General features: G+C 46.2%; 11 protein-coding genes. All 11 read left to right on the plus strand.

Annotation, left to right across the window (positions count from 1 at the left end):
• Window positions 1-6: 6 nt before the first annotated feature.
• Window positions 7-2535 carry an EAL domain-containing protein gene (locus ABE021_RS04465; protein WP_430287076.1) on the plus strand — a complete coding sequence of 843 codons (2529 nt, stop codon included), beginning with the start codon at window positions 7-9 and terminating at the stop codon, window positions 2533-2535.
• Between the two features lie 181 nt (window positions 2536-2716).
• Window positions 2717-3451, plus strand: a complete 735-nt coding sequence (locus ABE021_RS04470) for a polysaccharide deacetylase family protein (protein ID WP_430287077.1) — start codon at window positions 2717-2719, stop codon at window positions 3449-3451.
• Complete coding sequence (locus tag ABE021_RS04475; protein WP_430287078.1) at window positions 3441-4037, plus strand: DedA family protein; 597 nt, start codon at window positions 3441-3443, stop codon at window positions 4035-4037. The genes ABE021_RS04470 and ABE021_RS04475 overlap by 11 nt, the downstream gene beginning before the upstream one ends.
• Before the next feature lie 24 nt (window positions 4038-4061).
• Entirely contained in the window at window positions 4062-5240 is a 1179-nt protein-coding gene (locus tag ABE021_RS04480) for an MGDG synthase family glycosyltransferase (protein ID WP_430287079.1), read from the plus strand.
• Window positions 5241-5503: 263 nt separating this feature from the next.
• On the plus strand, window positions 5504-7330 hold the full coding sequence (locus ABE021_RS04485) for a S8 family peptidase (protein WP_430287080.1): 1827 nt from the start codon (window positions 5504-5506) through the stop codon (window positions 7328-7330).
• 359 nt (window positions 7331-7689) lie between these two features.
• Window positions 7690-8859 (plus strand): hypothetical protein, encoded by a 1170-nt coding sequence (locus ABE021_RS04490; RefSeq protein ID WP_430287081.1) that lies wholly within the window; start codon window positions 7690-7692, stop codon window positions 8857-8859.
• A gap of 15 nt (window positions 8860-8874) precedes the next feature.
• The gene (locus tag ABE021_RS04495; protein WP_430287082.1) at window positions 8875-10116 is read left to right on the plus strand and encodes an amidohydrolase family protein; all 1242 of its coding nucleotides are present in this window, start codon (window positions 8875-8877) and stop codon (window positions 10114-10116) included.
• Window positions 10117-10296: 180 nt separating this feature from the next.
• Window positions 10297-11730 (plus strand): M20 family metallopeptidase, encoded by a 1434-nt coding sequence (locus ABE021_RS04500; RefSeq protein WP_430287084.1) that lies wholly within the window; start codon window positions 10297-10299, stop codon window positions 11728-11730.
• Between the two features lie 20 nt (window positions 11731-11750).
• The gene (locus tag ABE021_RS04505) at window positions 11751-13268 is read left to right on the plus strand and encodes an AbgT family transporter (RefSeq protein ID WP_430287085.1); all 1518 of its coding nucleotides are present in this window, start codon (window positions 11751-11753) and stop codon (window positions 13266-13268) included.
• Between the two features lie 18 nt (window positions 13269-13286).
• Window positions 13287-14573, plus strand: a complete 1287-nt coding sequence (locus ABE021_RS04510; protein ID WP_430287086.1) for an amidohydrolase — start codon at window positions 13287-13289, stop codon at window positions 14571-14573.
• A gap of 981 nt (window positions 14574-15554) precedes the next feature.
• Window positions 15555-16253 (plus strand): MgtC/SapB family protein, encoded by a 699-nt coding sequence (locus ABE021_RS04515; protein ID WP_430287087.1) that lies wholly within the window; start codon window positions 15555-15557, stop codon window positions 16251-16253.
• The last annotated feature ends 52 nt before the right edge of the window (window positions 16254-16305 follow it).

A 16305-nucleotide genomic window follows, 5' to 3' on the forward strand; every position in this document is an offset into this window, starting at 1 on the left:
GATTGCATGAAGTTTTATAAAAGAAAATCTCCCTCTAAGCAGAACCTATCGCTGGGCAGTCCATTAACCAATCTCCATGAGTTAGATATGAATTCGTTCATCCTTATATTGAATCGACAGGGGATCATTAAAGATTTTAAAGGTAATGTAACTCAGGGAGAGCATGTTATTAAAGTCGGAGAAAGTTACATGGGGTATCTATCTCCTGGGGAACACGAAAAATATGCCCGGCATATGGAGAATGCTCTTCGAGGGAATGTCGAACACTTTTCCTCAAAAGGAATGCAGAATAACATCGAATTTGAATTTAAAATTACCATGTTTCCTTTTAGAGATAATTCTCAACAAATCGACGGACTCTACTGTATGCTGCAAACTATTATGCCCGTGAACGGTGGGGAAGAGAGCAATGATTCCGAAATCAGGAATCATATTTACGTCAACTCCAAAGAACTCTCAGGTATTTTGGATGACAAAGGTATTGTTAAATTCATCAGCCCAGCCGTGAAGCCGTTGTTGGGATATGAAGAAAGTGAATGCATCGGTCGAAGTTTCTTGGATTTCTTGGAAAGTGAAAACGCCGAAAGTGTCCGTAAACAATGGAATAAGCTTATGCATTTGCCGGATTCATCCCAAACACTTGAATTGAAGATTCTCAACACATACGGAGAGATAAGGGAGTTTCAGCTGAAGGTTACAAATTATTTATCAGACCCTAAGTTAAAAGGTTTTTTCTTTAACAGTGTCGACATCGGGGAGATAAAAAAGAGAGACGAAAGAATCCATTACCTTACAAACTATGATTATGTCACAGGCTTACCGAACCGGAAAGTATTCATAGAGAAAGCGGATATCGAATTGAAGATTGCCGAGCTGCTGTCTAAGAAGTTTGCAATTTTCGTTTTGAATATACGTAACTATAAGATGATCAATCGGGCATTTGGCCATGATTTCGGTGATCGCTATGTTGATAAAGTTGCGGCTAAGTTAAAAAAACAACTCGGCGATCAAATTGAGATAATTGGAAGAATCGGGTCTAACGAATTTGCAATATTGACAAAGTTCTTGGAGAACGAGAACGTGGCATCCCGGTTGGCCAGTGAGGTCCGTTCCATTTTTGACCAACCACTTTATATAGATGATTATGAACTGCTTATCACGACGCGCATGGGGATTGCCATGTATCCAGCCGCAGGAACCACTTCAGGTGAATTGTTAAGGAATGCGAGTGCTGCGCTACATTCTGCTCCCAAACACTTGAAAAATAGTTACCACTACTACTCGGATACGACATCCGGTGTATTGAGGAAGGAGCTCATACTAACAAAAGATATCGCAAGCGCAATTGAAAATGAGCAACTGGAAGTCTATTTTCAACCAATCTACAAGGCGCATACAAATCGGATTGCATCTGTTGAGGCACTTATCCGATGGAATCATCCGCCGTATGGATTGCTGACTCCTGCTGATTTTTTACAACTCGCCGAAGATATGGGGGAGATCAGTAAAATCGGAGAATGGGTCTTGGAATCCACTTGCCGCTCACTAGCGGAGTGGCATCAGAAAAATATTTACATAAAAGCTGCTGTCAACGTATCGGCGATGCAGTTTTATGCTGAAGACTTACCCACCACGTTTTTCAATATAACTCAAAAGTACAACATCGATCCAAAATGGATTGAAATTGAAATAACAGAATCCGCATTGCTCAATGAAGAAGAGATCCCTGAAAGTCTTGAACGGCTGGATGACTTTGGATTCGGTATTGTGCTAGATGACTTTGGGACTGGCTACAACTCGTTAAAGAAATTAAAAGACATGAGACCTCGGAAAATTAAAGTGGATCGTTCATTCGTGGATAATGTATTGGAAGATGAACGGTCAAAAACGATTACAACATCGATTATCGGAATGGCAAAATTGTTGTCTATCGAAGTAGTGGCTGAAGGTGTTGAAACAAGTGAACAAAAAGACTTTCTATTAGATTTGGAGTGTGATTTTTTTCAGGGATATCTTTTCAGCCGTCCTATCACAGAAGAGAATGTTACAAAACTGCTAACAAGAGAACAGGAACTTCTGGACTCGAAAGATAATGTTGTAAATCGAAGGAAGTACTTCCGGGTCAGTTCGGATCCTCCCTTCAAGGCACGGATGACGATTGATGAAGTGAATGGGAAAAAGGTGAAGGTTGGAAATGTGAATGTGCTGATTACGAACATCGGGCCGGGAGGGCTGTATTTCATATCCACAGTCGAGCTTCCTCAAAGACAGGACGTAGTGGTCAAGTTTACTATCGAACTGTTCGGCGAAATACACTTTTTCTATGCAAACCTCATCCATGGACGAGAAGAAAAAGATCTATTTGGATACGGGGTTTCTTTCCTAGCCGATGAGAAAACTAGAAATGCCTATATTCAACTGTTCCATCGTGTTGAAGTACGGTTAAACCAACCTAGTGCATATGATGACCTGCCACTGCTCGAAGGTACAAGGAGTTCTTATTTTGAAAATGATGTAAACAAAAACCGTGCATGAACGCTATGCACGGTTTTTCCATATAAGTAGATAGACGCTTTATTCAACATTTGTAATCTTAAGAAAGTCTTCAGGAATTCCCTAGGCATTTCAAAAGAAAGAGTTGTCATACTAAAGATGTTCAACTTCCAAAAGAATGGGTAAAACATAATAAGCGAGAGTTGGGAAAGGAGGGGGATCCATGAAGAGGTGGGGACTGATTTTCATAGCTGTTCCAGTGCTGCTATATAGTTTGTACACATATGCTGCAACGCTTTTCATTCGCATTACAAGTGTCGGAATACGGAAAAAGGTAAGTGGGCGAGAGGGGATCGCGCTTACATTCGATGACGGGCCGAATCGGCTCTATACACCATTACTGCTGGATCTGTTATCACGCTACCATATCCGTGCCGTCTTTTTCGTTGTAGGGAAGCATGCTGAACAAAATACGGAAATCATAAAAAGGATGCATGAAGAAGGGCATTCCATAGGTATTCATCATTACGATCATGTTTCAACATGGCGGCTGACTCCTGAACAAACCTATCAGCAAATCAGTCGGACAGCTGAAGTGATCAAAAGAATCACGGGAAGCGACCCTATTTTTTACCGACCGCCTTGGGGCCGTTTCAATTTGGCGACTCCGTTTGCCTCACATCCATATACCACGATCATGTGGACACATATTTTAGGAGATTGGAAGATCCGGACGTGCAATGGAAAACTGGCCGAAAGGTTGCGTGATATCGGGATGGATGGTTCAATCGCAGTGCTTCATGATGATGGAGGAAATCGCGGAGCGGATGATGAAGCCCCTGCTCATATGCTTCATGTGCTGGAATCTTACATTCAGGAAGCCAGAGCAAAAGGAATCCGTTTCATACCGCCGGAAGAGCTGACGGTCAAGGGGCAGGAGCATGGTCATGTCCATTGAAGCGCTGACCGACTATTTGCTCCAGTATGGCAGCATCGTCATTTTCATTCTCTTATTTTTCGGAATCGTCGGCATTCCCTCTCCTGAAGAATCGCTGATTTTCTTGATCGGTGTACTTATAGCCAACCATCAGCTTCATGCAATACCCACTGCCATTGCTGCAATTGCAGGAGCGTTGACCGGCATGATGACAGCTTATGCCGGAGGGCGGTTCATAGGGTATCCGCTGTTGCACAAAGTAGGGAGGTTCGTTGGACTGACGAAAGATCGGTGGAAGAAAGCGGAGCAATCCTTCAAAAGGAGAAGCAAGCGGACGGTCATCTTCGGTTTTTACATGCCGGGTATCCGACAGATCAGTCCTTACTTTGCCGGTTTGACATCGATGCCTGTCTATCAGTTTTTCGGTCTGGCCGTTTTTGGAACCGTCCTTTGGGTGGTGCCATTTTTGGCGGCAGGGTATGTGCTCGGCCGTTCTTTCCGTGTCAATCCAAGTTACGCTCCACTCGTTGGTGTGTTTTTCTTGGTGGTGATGGTCGGCTGGTTTTTCTTTAAAAAAATGTCGTCAAAGAAAGTTGAAAACGGATAACCGCGTACATTGGAGGTGCAAAAGATGAAGAAAATCTTGTTTTTCCCGCATTTGCAAATGCAGTCAGGTCATCATCAGGCAGCCGAAGCCTTGATGGATTTGGTTCAGCAGCGGTATCCTGACGCTGAAGTGAAAAAAATCGACTTATTGTCAGAGACGAATAAGTTGCTGGAAAAGGTCATTACGACAGGCTATCTGCAATGGATTAAACTTGCGCCGCGACTGTATAGCAAGACCTATAAAAAACTCTACTTCAGCCAGGAACCGCTGGACGAACAGTATATTTGGCATCAACCGCTGTTTTTGCACACACTGAGAAGAATATTGAAAGAAGAGGGGCCCGACCTCATTTTCTGCACACACAGTCTGCCTTCCTGCATGCTCAGTAAATTGAAATTGGCCGGCCAATGTCTCGTACCGGTCGTTAACGTCTATACAGATTTTTTCGTCCATGATTACTGGGGACATCGTGGAATCGATGCACATTTCCTCCCCACATTTGAGTCGAAGGAACAGTTATCAAAGGATCGGAACGTACCCGGAAAACTGTTGGTGACCGGAATTCCTGTAAACCGGAAAATTAGCCGTCCTCGCAATAGTGAATCACCGCGGCAGATCCATAGTAAACCTGTCATTCTTCTTGCAGGTGGAAACAGCGGATTGGGGTGTCCTTCCCGTATGTTTCATGAACTGGAAAGAGTGGATGATTTCCAGTTTGTCGTGTTATGCGGATATAATCACCGACTGTACCGGAAAATCGAATCTTGGAACCTCCCGCATATTCAACCGATATCCTATGTAACTTCGAGGGAAGAGATGAATGATCTTTATGAAGCTGCAGATGCTCTCATTACAAAACCGGGCGGTGTCACAGTCAGCGAAGCGTTGCGTAAAAGAATTCCGATGTTCATCCACTCCGCGCTGCCTGGTCAGGAAGAGATGAACTTGGAAATACTCATTCCAAAAGGACTGGTTACACGGATAGATTCGAGTCGTCCGTTGGCTGAGCAGCTGAGGAAGACCCTAACCAATCCGCAGCACATGCAAACCTGGTATAAGGCCATGGATGCATATGCAGATGAATTAATGATTCAGACAGATGAGCAGATGATGGACGTCATAGAAGAATTGCTGTCACCGGGTGATGAAAAAATCCAAGGGATAGCCCCAGCCCTAAAGCGCCGATCGATAACCGCAACGTGAATAGCGTGCCCTTTCCATTATCACATTTGAACTCATATAATGATTAAAATTCAGCCTGCGCCTCGCATTGTGACGCAGGTTTTTTGCTGTATGGCCTTCGAATGGCCTTGGATGACCCGATGGTCCCCATGATCCTTCAACGAAAGATGGACTGAGGAAAAACAACTTCTTTATCCTGAGAAAAACAAATCTTTTTGCTTAATCTCCCCTCTTGGATGCCGATATAGTTGTAGAAAAATCCATTATTGAAAGAAGGAAGTTGAGTGGGCAAGACACGTTTCTGTTTCCCCTTCGTTACTGCATGCCTAGTGAGTACTCTCAGTCTGTTATCTGGAAATCAGGTCTTGGCTGCGATGGATACGTCGCCAGCTCCTACACCTGTAACGAAAGAAACACAGAGTGAACTCCTCGTACAATACGTAGACGTCCCTAGATCGATTGCAATTGCACCTTCAATTCCTGCCGAAACGGAAAGCATTACGGACATTGCGCCATCTGTTCAGCTGTTCAGTTTTGAAACGCCTGCAGATATGAAAGAAGCGGCTGAAAAATTGAATCAGCAGCCATTAGTTGAACGGGTAGAACCGAACTATGAGCGCAAGTTAGCCGTTGCTGCCAGCGATCCCTATTATCGAAATCAATGGTGGATTCCACACGTGAAAGCACCGAGTCTATGGAACCTTTCAAGTGACCAAACCGGGTCTGTAATTGTCGCCGTCATAGATTCAGGTATCGATCGTTCCATTCCTGATTTCAAAGGCAGGATCGCACCAGGCGGATATAACTTTGTAGACAAGTCCAGCAATGTCAATGACTCTCTCGGACACGGTACGAGTGTTTCAGGGATCATTGCTTCCGTCATGAATAACCAATACGGCATCGCGGGCATTAGCGGTCCTTATGATGTCTCGATTCTTCCGCTTAAAACGATTCGTGAAGATGGAACGGGAACCGTCTCTATGAACATACAGGCAATCGACTATGCAATCCAAAGGCATGTCGATGTCATTAATATAAGTCAAGGCGGCCAGACATCATCTGAAATTGAAAAAGATGCCATCCGCCGTGCAGCTGAAGCGGGAATCCTTATTGTAGCTTCTGCAGGGAATGATGCAGAAAAAGGGAATCCCACCATGTATCCAGCTGCGTACGATGAAGTGCTTTCGGTCGCTTCCATAAATGAATTGAGTCAGCACTCGTACTTTTCCACGTACAACGCAGGAGTGGATATAAGTGCTCCGGGAGAGAGAATAGCAACCAATCATCCAGGAGGAAGTGTGGTTTCCGCTTCAGGTACATCATTTTCAGCACCAATCGTTGCGGGGGCAGCAGCCATGGCTATCGCCAATATTCCCGAGTTAAGCCCTGCCCAACTCACCGGACTGTTAACCAGTACTTCGAAGGATTTGGGAGCTCCAGGGAAAGATCCTTACTACGGAGCAGGCATGCTGGACCTTGAAAGGTTGGCGACTGCAATCAGTATGAAAAACACGGAGAACCGGATCGTTCATCCTACCAAAATCGAGCTGGACCAAAGCATGCTCTCCTTGGCAGTGGGCAATCCTGCCACTCGTTCGATCGCTATACTTAAAGCAACCGTTCTTCCGGCGAACGCGACCAACAGGTTAGTCACTTGGATATCTTCTGATCCGGCTGTGGCTACAGTGGACCAAACAGGTGCTGTCAGTGCGCAGCGTGAAGGGAAGACAATCGTTACAGCAAAGACGGTGGATGGTGGGTTAACTGCTACAGCCACCATAACAGTTACAAAGATTCAACCGTTTACAGGCGATTTTCCCGATATGGCGATCGATGATGCCAAGATTTTTTCTGTGAAGTTCAATACTCCGCTTAAAACGGATAGGAATTATGGGGAAGATGTATTGGTTTCCCGGAACGCCGATGGCTCGGATGTCAGGAATGCTATAAGCGTTCAAGTGGACCCAAGTAACCCGTATATTCTCTATGTCGCGCCTGTTGGACGGAGGGAGAAAGGTTCTTCCTATCTCACCATCAAAAAAGGGTTACCTGTAAATTCAGGGAAAACGCTGATCCGGGACACCAAACTTAAGTTCATTGTCAATGAATGAATCGATATCGATGGGCAGGCCGTGTGATGTTTTCTCACACGGTTTTTTTGTACATGATTTTTGGCAGAAGGAAGAATTTGACGTAATGAAAGCGGGGAGTTTAAGAGGAGTGAATAGTGTAAGCACACACTATTATTCATTGAATAGTAAAAACGTCGGATGGAAAAACAAAAAATTCTTTATATCGTGAATTTGATGAGATCAAGGAAGTAAGCGGTTACAAAGAAAGTTAAAATGACAGAAAAGTCGAAAGTTGTCGAAAAGACTATTTACTTTTTAAAATATCGGTGATATATTGAATATCTCGCATGAGAGGTATCGCGAAATAGTAAATAATAACCTTAAAGGGGATGAGCCAAATGCTTTCAAATCCACTCATAGCAACCGTATTAGTATTTTCATTAATTGCACTGGGCGAATGGCTCTCCATCATTTCAAGAGCACGAATTCCCATGCTTCTGACAGCGATGGTCGGTTTTTTAGTCTTAACGTGGACTGGAATATTCCCTGAAAATGTTCTGGAACTCTCTCAATTTGCTGCACTAGGTGCTATTTTGATTGGCCCAGCAATTGTTCATATGGGCACAATGATTCCTTTCTCCCTCGTCAAAACACAATATAAAGCTGTCATCATAGCACTCGGCGGTGTAATTGTTTCCGGAATATTGATTTTGCTTATTGTGCCGCTCCTATTCGATTATCCGACAGCGGTTGCTGGAGTGGGGCCTGTCAGTGGCGGGATCATTGCACTTCTCGTAACATCGGAGAAATTGAAAGAGCTCGGCCTGACTTCGATCGTTATTATTCCAGCGCTTGTGGTTGCCTTTCAAGGAGTTGTAGGTATGCCTCTTGCTATGCACTTCATGAAGAAGTATGCAGGTGTCATCCAAGGGCAGATTGATGATGGGTCTTTTGCAGCCATGTCTGGTGAGACTGCAGAGCAAGAGGAGGCAGTACAGAAAAAGAAGAAAAACCCGTTGCGTACAAGTGCGGTGCTCAAACTATTCTTCGTTTTTGCAGGAGCAGCTATTGGAATAATGCTTGGTACTGTCACACCGATTCACTACACGTTATGGTGTTTGCTGATCGGAGTTCTCGGACTGAAAATCGGCTTGTTTGAGTCAAGTGAACTGGAACGCGCGAACTCATTTACTGTTACGATGATTGGAATTATCTTCGTAGTCATCGGGACAATGGCAGGCGTCACGCCAGGTCAGGTACTTGAAAACTTGCCTGCGATTATCGCGATACTAGGAATCGGAAGTATAGGGATTTCCATCGGTGGCTATATGACATCGAAACTCGTCAAGTGGCACCCTTACAAAGGGATGCCAGTTGCACTTACAGCATTGTTCGGTTTCCCTGGTGATTACATCCTTTGCGAAGAAGTGAGCCGGAGCTGTGCGAGAAACGAAAAAGAGGAGAAGCTCATTTTTAACGAATTGCTTGCGCCGATGATTATCGGAGGATTTACCACAGTGACGGTTGCGTCCGTCATCATTGCTGGAATATTGATCAAAACATTATAAAATGGAGGTTTTTTCATGACACAGACAATTATTAAAAATGGCCTGCTAATCGATGGAACGGGTGCTGAACCAACAGACGGACGAATTATCGTCGTATCCGGTAATCGGATTGACTATGTAGGGGATGAGGCTGGCTATACACCAACCGGCGATGAAAATTCAATCGATGCAAAAGGGGGCACAATCGTTCCGGGATTCATCGACACGCATGTACATATGATGATGGAGTACTCACCTGTCGCGGAGCGCCTCGCTACACCATTTTCCTTCATGTATTATCAAGCGGCAGAATACTTGAAAACAACGCTGCATGCAGGCGTCACTTCCGTCCGTGATGCACTCGGTACCGATCTTGGTGTAAAGAAAGCGGTGGAAGAAGGGCTGATTGCAGGGCCGCGGATGCAGTTGAGCATTAACGCATTGACGACAACAGGCGGTCATGGGGATGGGTATACGGTTTCAGGGAATACAGTGGACTTGCTCGCATCCGAATATCCGGGTATGCCGAATGGAATGTGTGATGGTGTCGAAGAAGTGCGAAAGAAAACGCGCGAAATGCTGCGTGCTGGTGCTGAAGTCATTAAAGTCCATGCAACGGGCGGCGTGTTGAGCGCAACAGATCATCCTGAATTCACCCAGTTTTCGTTGGAAGAACTGAAAGTCATCGTGGAAGAAGGGAAGTTCCGCAAAAACACACGCGTCATGGCTCATGCACAAGGTGCAGAAGGGATCAAGAACGCAGTCCGTGCAGGCATCCATTCAATCGAGCATGGGATTTTCATTGACGATGAAGCCATTGAACTGATGATCGAAAATGGGACGTATCTAGTTCCTACATTACTCGCTCCTGTTGCGGTGCTTGAAACGGCAGATGCAACCGGGATGCCAGCAAGCGCGGTTGAAAAGTCGAAAGAAGTGATCGATCACCACGTGGAGAGCTTCACGAAAGCCTACAAAGCCGGAGTGAAGATCGCGATGGGAACCGACGCGGGTGTCTTCAAACACGGTACGAATTTGCGCGAACTGGAACTGATGTGTAACGCAGGAATGACGCCCATGGATGCGATAGTAGCATCTACGAAAACTGCCGCTGAATGCCTCGGCTGGGAAGCGGACGTCGGCACGATTGAAGCTGGCAAGCTTGCAGATATTGTCATTGTAAAAGGTAATCCGCTAGAAGATATTAAGTCATTGGCGAATCATGATACGATTCAAGTTGTTATAAAAGACGGTAAGATAGAAAAAGATATTCGATAATCGAGTCTCCTCCATATGTATCCGTATGGAGGAGTTTTTTTTATCCAGTCCTGGTATGGACACTTAGTCCTAAATACCTTTATTCACTAAATTGTCTGTCGAGTATTGACGAATTGTAGATTACTATTTAGGATATAATCATTCTATAGAAAATATTCAATATATTAAGGGGAGAGGCAAGTGAGTTCGCAAGCATTCACAAAAGATTATTTAAAGCGTCACGCTGCTTATTTTGAGCAAGTGAGCGAATACATTTTCTATCATCCAGAAACCCGTTTTGAGGAATATGAATCTGCCAAGTATTTATCGGAACAATGTGAGAAACAGGGGTTTGAAGTGGAACGTGGTGTTGGAGGAATTGAAACCGCATTCACAGCGACTTTTGGCCAAGGGCATCCCGTTATCGGATTTCTGGGGGAATTCGATGCGCTGCCTGAGTTGAGTCAGGAACCGAACGCCATTGAAGAAAAACGTTGGGAGCGTCATATTGGCCACGGGTGCGGACATAATCTACTCGGGACGGGAGCATTTGCGGCCGCTTGTGCAGCGAAAGCGTATTTGGAAGAACACAAGCTGACGGGCACTGTGAAATTTTTTGGATGTCCCGGTGAGGAAGGAGGGTCAGGCAAGACGTTCATGGCCCGTGAAGGCGTTTTTGACGGAACGGATTTGGTGCTTACGTGGCATCCTTCACCGACAAACAGCATCATGAGCTTGAGCACTCTAGCAAATATTCAAGTGTTTTACAGATTCAAAGGCGTTCCTTCCCATGCTGCGAACTCACCGCATTTAGGCCGCAGTGCACTGGATGCATTGGAACTGATGAATACCGGTGTTCAATACTTGAGGGAGCATATGCCCGATCAGGCACGGATCCACTATGCGATCACGAATACAGGAGGCCATGCTCCAAACGTCGTTCAAGCGAATGCGGAAGTCCTTTACCTGATTCGCGATGTGGATACTGAGCGTGTGATGGATCTATTTGAGAGGGTCAATAAAGTGGCTGAAGGAGCTGCCCTCATGACAGAAACCACTGTAACTTACGAAGTGGATAAAGCGTGTTCGAATTATATTCCGAACAGGGCGCTTGAAAGGATCTTATATGAAAGCCTGCAAGAAATCGGAATCGAGCCGCCTACGGAGGAAGAGAAAGAATATGCACAAGGCATTTTTGAATCACTTTCAAAGGGTGAACAGAAAGATTACCTCGGCGTGATGAAAGGATTTGGCTATTCAGGAAATGGTTCTGAATTCAAAGGCAAATACGTTTCAGATTGCATTTCACCATACGAAATCCCGACCGAGATCTTGACAGCTTCCACAGACGTTTCAGATGTTAGCTGGATCTTGCCGACTGCCCAGTTGTCGACGTCAACGTCAGCACTTGGCACCCCGCTTCACACGTGGCAAATGACGAGCCAAGGGTTATCGACAAATGCACATAAAGGGATGTTGCGAGCTGGAGCATCCATGGCGCTCACAGCGCTGAAAATTTTCGAGAATACAGATTTACTTGCACCGATTCGAGACGAGTTTGTCGAGTTTGCCAAAGAGAATCCATACACATGTCCGATACCTGACGGCGTTCAGCCTTCACCACTCGGTAACTGAAAAGAATAGGGGGAAACAGAGTGGAGACAGCAAAGAAGGGGTTTTTAAACAAAGTATTGAACGGTATCGAACGATTTGGGAACCGTTTGCCGGATCCATTCATTCTGTTCGTAGGTATGGCTGTTGCAGTCATGATCGCATCTTTCATCTTCAGCCTGTTTAACGCACAGGTGAAGCATCCAGGGACTGGCGAGACATTGCCGATCAATAACTTATTGTCAGGCGAAGGGCTGCAATACATTCTGGAATCCATGATTACGAACTTTACAGGCTTTGCACCACTCGGTATCGTGCTGGCCATGATGCTTGGGATCGGGCTGACAGAAAAAGTCGGTCTGTTCGATTATGCGATCAAGAAATCGATCATGAAGTCGCCTCCTTGGCTGCTTACTTATGCAGTCGCTTTCGTAGGGATCATGGGGAACATTGCATCCGATGCTGCGATGCTGCTCGTTCCGCCGCTTGCGGCGATGATATTCTACAAGGTGGGCCGTCACCCGCTCGCTGGTCTTGCGGTTGGTTATGCTTCAGCTGGAGCGGGATTTACAGCGAACTTATTCATCGTAGGAACAGATGCATTGCTTGCTGGAATTTCAACGGAAGCTGCAAAGATTGTAGACGATTCGATTACCGTTTCCCCAGTTGATAACTGGTACTTCAATATTGTTTCTGTGTTCATGCTTACCCTTCTCGCAGGTTTCATCACGTCTAAATTCATTGAACCCCGTCTAGGGAAGTATAATGGGGATGCTGTTGAATTGGAAGTGGATGAAGAAGATCCGCGTTCAGGAAAAGCATTGCGTAACGCTATGATTGCAGGACTTCTATACATTGCGATCCTGCTAGTAGGAATCTTTTGGCCGAACAGCCCTCTCCGTGGAGAAGGGGGCACGATGATTCCATCGCCGTTCATCTCGGGGATAGTTCCCATCATTTTGTTCCTATTCCTAGTAGTAGGCATCACGTTCGGAATCACGGTAGGTAAGATTAAAAGCGGAAAAGATATCGCTGGATATATGGCGGAATCCATGAAAGACATGTCCGGCTATATCGTTCTCATCTTTGCGATTTCCCAGTTCATTGCGTACTTCAATTGGTCCAACATCGGTACTTGGATTGCAGTGAATGGTGCTGAATTCCTGGAATCTGTCAACTTCACAGGAATGGGTCTCATTATCGGATACATCATTTTTACGGCTCTCATGAACTTCCTGATTACATCCGGATCTGCAAAGTGGGCACTGGAAGCACCGATTTTTGTTCCGCTGTTCATGCAACTCGGATATCATCCAGCCTTTACACAAGTTGCATATCGTGTTGCCGATTCATCGACAAATATTGTGACACCGCTTTTGCCTTACATGGTTGTGGTGTTGACGTTCATGCAGAAATACGATAAAAAAGCCGGAATCGGAACGCTCATCTCACTCATGCTTCCGTTCTCCATCTGTTTCTTGGTTGCTTGGATTTTGCTCATTCTCTTATTCTTCTATGCAGGCATTCCATTCGGACCAGGAATTACACCATTTTTGAAATAACCGTTAGGGGGCAGCAAGATGGTTATCAACTTACATGAACAACTAACGCGTTGGCGACGCGATCTGCATCGTCATCCTGAGCAGGGATTCTTGGAAATGCGGACGGCTTCCATAGTCGCCGCTGAAGTGACGCGGCTCGGCTTTGACGTCAGACTTGGAAAAGACGTTATGGCAGAGGACGAACTATTAGGCAAACCATCGGACGAACAGACAGCAGCTCACGTACAGTGGGCTGCTGAAAATGGGGCGGTCGAAGAGTTCTTGCCTTACTTTGAAGAAGGTTTCACAGGGGTTGTCGCAGATTGGGATTCAGGACGGCCAGGACCAGTCACCGTGTTCCGTGTCGATATGGATGCATTGCCGATACTCGAATCACAAGAGGATGAACACGTCCCTGGCAAACTCGGCTTCCGATCCATTGCGGAAGGTTCCATGCATGCATGTGGACATGATGCACATACGGCGATAGGACTCGGACTTGCAACAATGGTAGCAGAAGATCCGGACGCATTGAACGGAACAATCCGTATCGTGTTCCAGCCAGCTGAAGAAGGTGCCCGGGGTGCGAAATCGATGACGGAAGCAGGTGTTGTGGATGACGCGGATTTCTTCATTGCCATCCATATCGGTACAGGCGTCCCGCATGGTGAGTTTGTTTCAGCAGCGAACGGCTTCATGGCCTCCACGAAGATGGACGTCACGTTCAAAGGCCGCGCTTCCCATGCAGGAGCCCAGCCGGAAGAAGGGAAAAATGCGCTACTCGCAGCCGCCAGCGCTACGTTGAATCTGCACGCGATTTCCCGCCACTCAGGCGGTGCGTCCCGTGTCAACGTCGGTCAGCTCCAAGGAGGCGGCGGGCGCAATGTCATTGCAGATACGGCGTCCATGAAATTGGAAACCCGCGGTGAAACTTCCGCTGTGAATGAGTACATCCGCAAGCAAGCGGAGAATGTACTGCACGGAGCAGCCGTCATGTATGATGTGGAGTGCTCGATCGATATTGTGGGTGAAGCCATCAGCTGCAAGTGCTCAGAAGGCCTTGCAGCAATGGTCGGAGCAGTTGCAAGTGAGACGATGGGGATAACGAAAGTCCACCATGCAGACAATGCATCTGCCGGTTCCGAGGACGCAACATACTTCATGGAACGCGTGAAAAACAATCACGGTCAAGCAACCTACTGCATATTCGGTACAGAGCTCGCAGCAGGCCATCATAACGAACGGTTTGACATTAAAGAAGAGACATTGCCAGTGGCGGTCGATGTGTTGTATCGGACCGTGCTCGCGTTGAATGGAAGAGAATAGAAGTGGAAAATCCCCGGTCGGACCGTTTATGAAAATGGTCCGACCGGGGATTTTTTGATGTGAAGAGGCGCAGCACCTCCCTCAATAAGTCCGTGAAGCGGGTGAATTGTGCCCCGTTATCGTGAAACTTTGCTAGGTGTCGGAGAAGTGAGAAGAGCTGATTGGTAAAAGGCACTCGGTGATCGAGAACTCTCATCAGGTGATGGACAAACGGCGGGACGTGTCGGTGAACGCAGAATGTGCTGGAGGTGAGTGAGTAGCCCATCTCTCAACAAGCGAAGCGCTACCAATTAGTCCTTTAACGGGGGGATTGTGTCCCGTTATCGAGAAACTTCGCTACGTGTCGGAGAAGTGAGAAGAACTGATTGGTAAAGGGCACTAGGTGAACGAAAACTCTCATCAGGTGATGGACAAGCGGTAGGATGTGTCGGTGAATGCAGAATGTGCTGGAGGCGAGTGACTAGCCCTACCTCAATAAGCGAAGCGCTACCAATTAGTCCTTTGACGGGGTGGAATTGTGTGCCGTTATCGAGAAACTTCGCTACGTGTCGGAGAAGTGAGAAGAGCTGATTGGTAAAGGGCATTTGGTGAACGAGAACTCTCATCAGGTGATGGACAAGCGGTAGGATGTGTCGGTGAACGCAGAATGTGCTGGAGGTGAGTGAATAGCCTATCCCTCAACAAGCGAAGCGCTACCAATTAGTCCTTTGACGGGGTGGAATTGTGTGCCGTTATTGAGAAACTTTGCTACGTGTCGGAGAAGTGATGCGTTGTGATCGGGAATTGCACTCAAGTGTAGGAGAAATCACCCGCGTTGACGGACAAAGACCTGACACTGTCGGACAACTTAAAAGCGGCCTTGCAACGCGATAGCCCGCCTATGAAATACTCACAAACGAATTTACAATCTAGCGTGGTGTAGCATTCTTCGAGTACACTGAAAATACACTTATAGAAACAATCTGTTCTGGAGGCGGGCAAATGGACTTTTGGCTGGAAGCGGAAATGATTATGAAGTTGAGTATTTCGGCGGTCTTGGGTTTGATAATCGGGTTGGAACGGGAACTGAAAAGTAAACCGCTCGGCCTGAAAACGAGCCTCGTCATCAGCATCGTCAGCTGTTTGTTGACGATCGTCTCGATTGAATCGGCGTACACCTTTCCCAATAGTGCAAGCGGAGTCAACATCCAGATGGATCCTCTCCGTTTAGCTGCACAAATTGTATCAGGCATCGGTTTCTTAGGTGCAGGCGTGATTTTACGACGTGGAAATGAGAGGATTTCAGGATTGACAACGGCTGCGATGATTTGGGGAGCGGCGGGAATCGGGATTGCAGTAGGTGCCGGTTTTTACACGGAAGCCATTTTCGGTGTCCTTCTACTGATACTGAGTGTGGAATTCATCCCTTTCATTGTTACTAAATATGGACCGAAACGACTGCGTTACCAAGAACTCACACTTCGGATCAAAGTCAACGAACAGTCGAGTATTGAAGCGGTGATGCTGGAATTGCAGCAGCAACGGTTTAAAATATTCCAATCACGTATTAAAGATCTTGACGAGAATGACATGCACTTGCTGGAAATAAAAGCTAGGGTGAATGTCAAACGAACACTTCCGGAAATCTATAATTTGATTAAAAAAATTGAATATGTGGATACAGTGGAAGTCATTAGCTAGCAAATGCAGGACTTTGCACAAGTTAACGCGTAGGATGAAGAGAGCTTCTATT

The sequence above is a fragment of the Sporosarcina gallistercoris genome, from assembly GCF_050459885.1.
GTDB classification, from domain to species: Bacteria; Bacillota; Bacilli; order Bacillales_A; family Planococcaceae; genus Sporosarcina; species Sporosarcina gallistercoris_A.

Bases quoted from the DNA above. Each gene is read 5' to 3' on its own strand.
- ABE021_RS04515 (WP_430287087.1), top strand. From the start codon at position 15,555: ATGGACTTTTGGCTGGAAGCGGAAATGATTATGAAGTTGAGTATTTCG.
- ABE021_RS04495 (WP_430287082.1), top strand. From the start codon at position 8,875: ATGACACAGACAATTATTAAAAATGGCCTGCTAATCGATGGAACGGGT.
- ABE021_RS04465 (WP_430287076.1), top strand. From the start codon at position 7: ATGAAGTTTTATAAAAGAAAATCTCCCTCTAAGCAGAACCTATCGCTG.
- ABE021_RS04480 (WP_430287079.1), top strand. From the start codon at position 4,062: ATGAAGAAAATCTTGTTTTTCCCGCATTTGCAAATGCAGTCAGGTCAT.
- ABE021_RS04475 (WP_430287078.1), top strand. From the start codon at position 3,441: ATGTCCATTGAAGCGCTGACCGACTATTTGCTCCAGTATGGCAGCATC.
- ABE021_RS04490 (WP_430287081.1), top strand. From the start codon at position 7,690: ATGCTTTCAAATCCACTCATAGCAACCGTATTAGTATTTTCATTAATT.
- ABE021_RS04470 (WP_430287077.1), top strand. From the start codon at position 2,717: ATGAAGAGGTGGGGACTGATTTTCATAGCTGTTCCAGTGCTGCTATAT.
- ABE021_RS04510 (WP_430287086.1), top strand. From the start codon at position 13,287: ATGGTTATCAACTTACATGAACAACTAACGCGTTGGCGACGCGATCTG.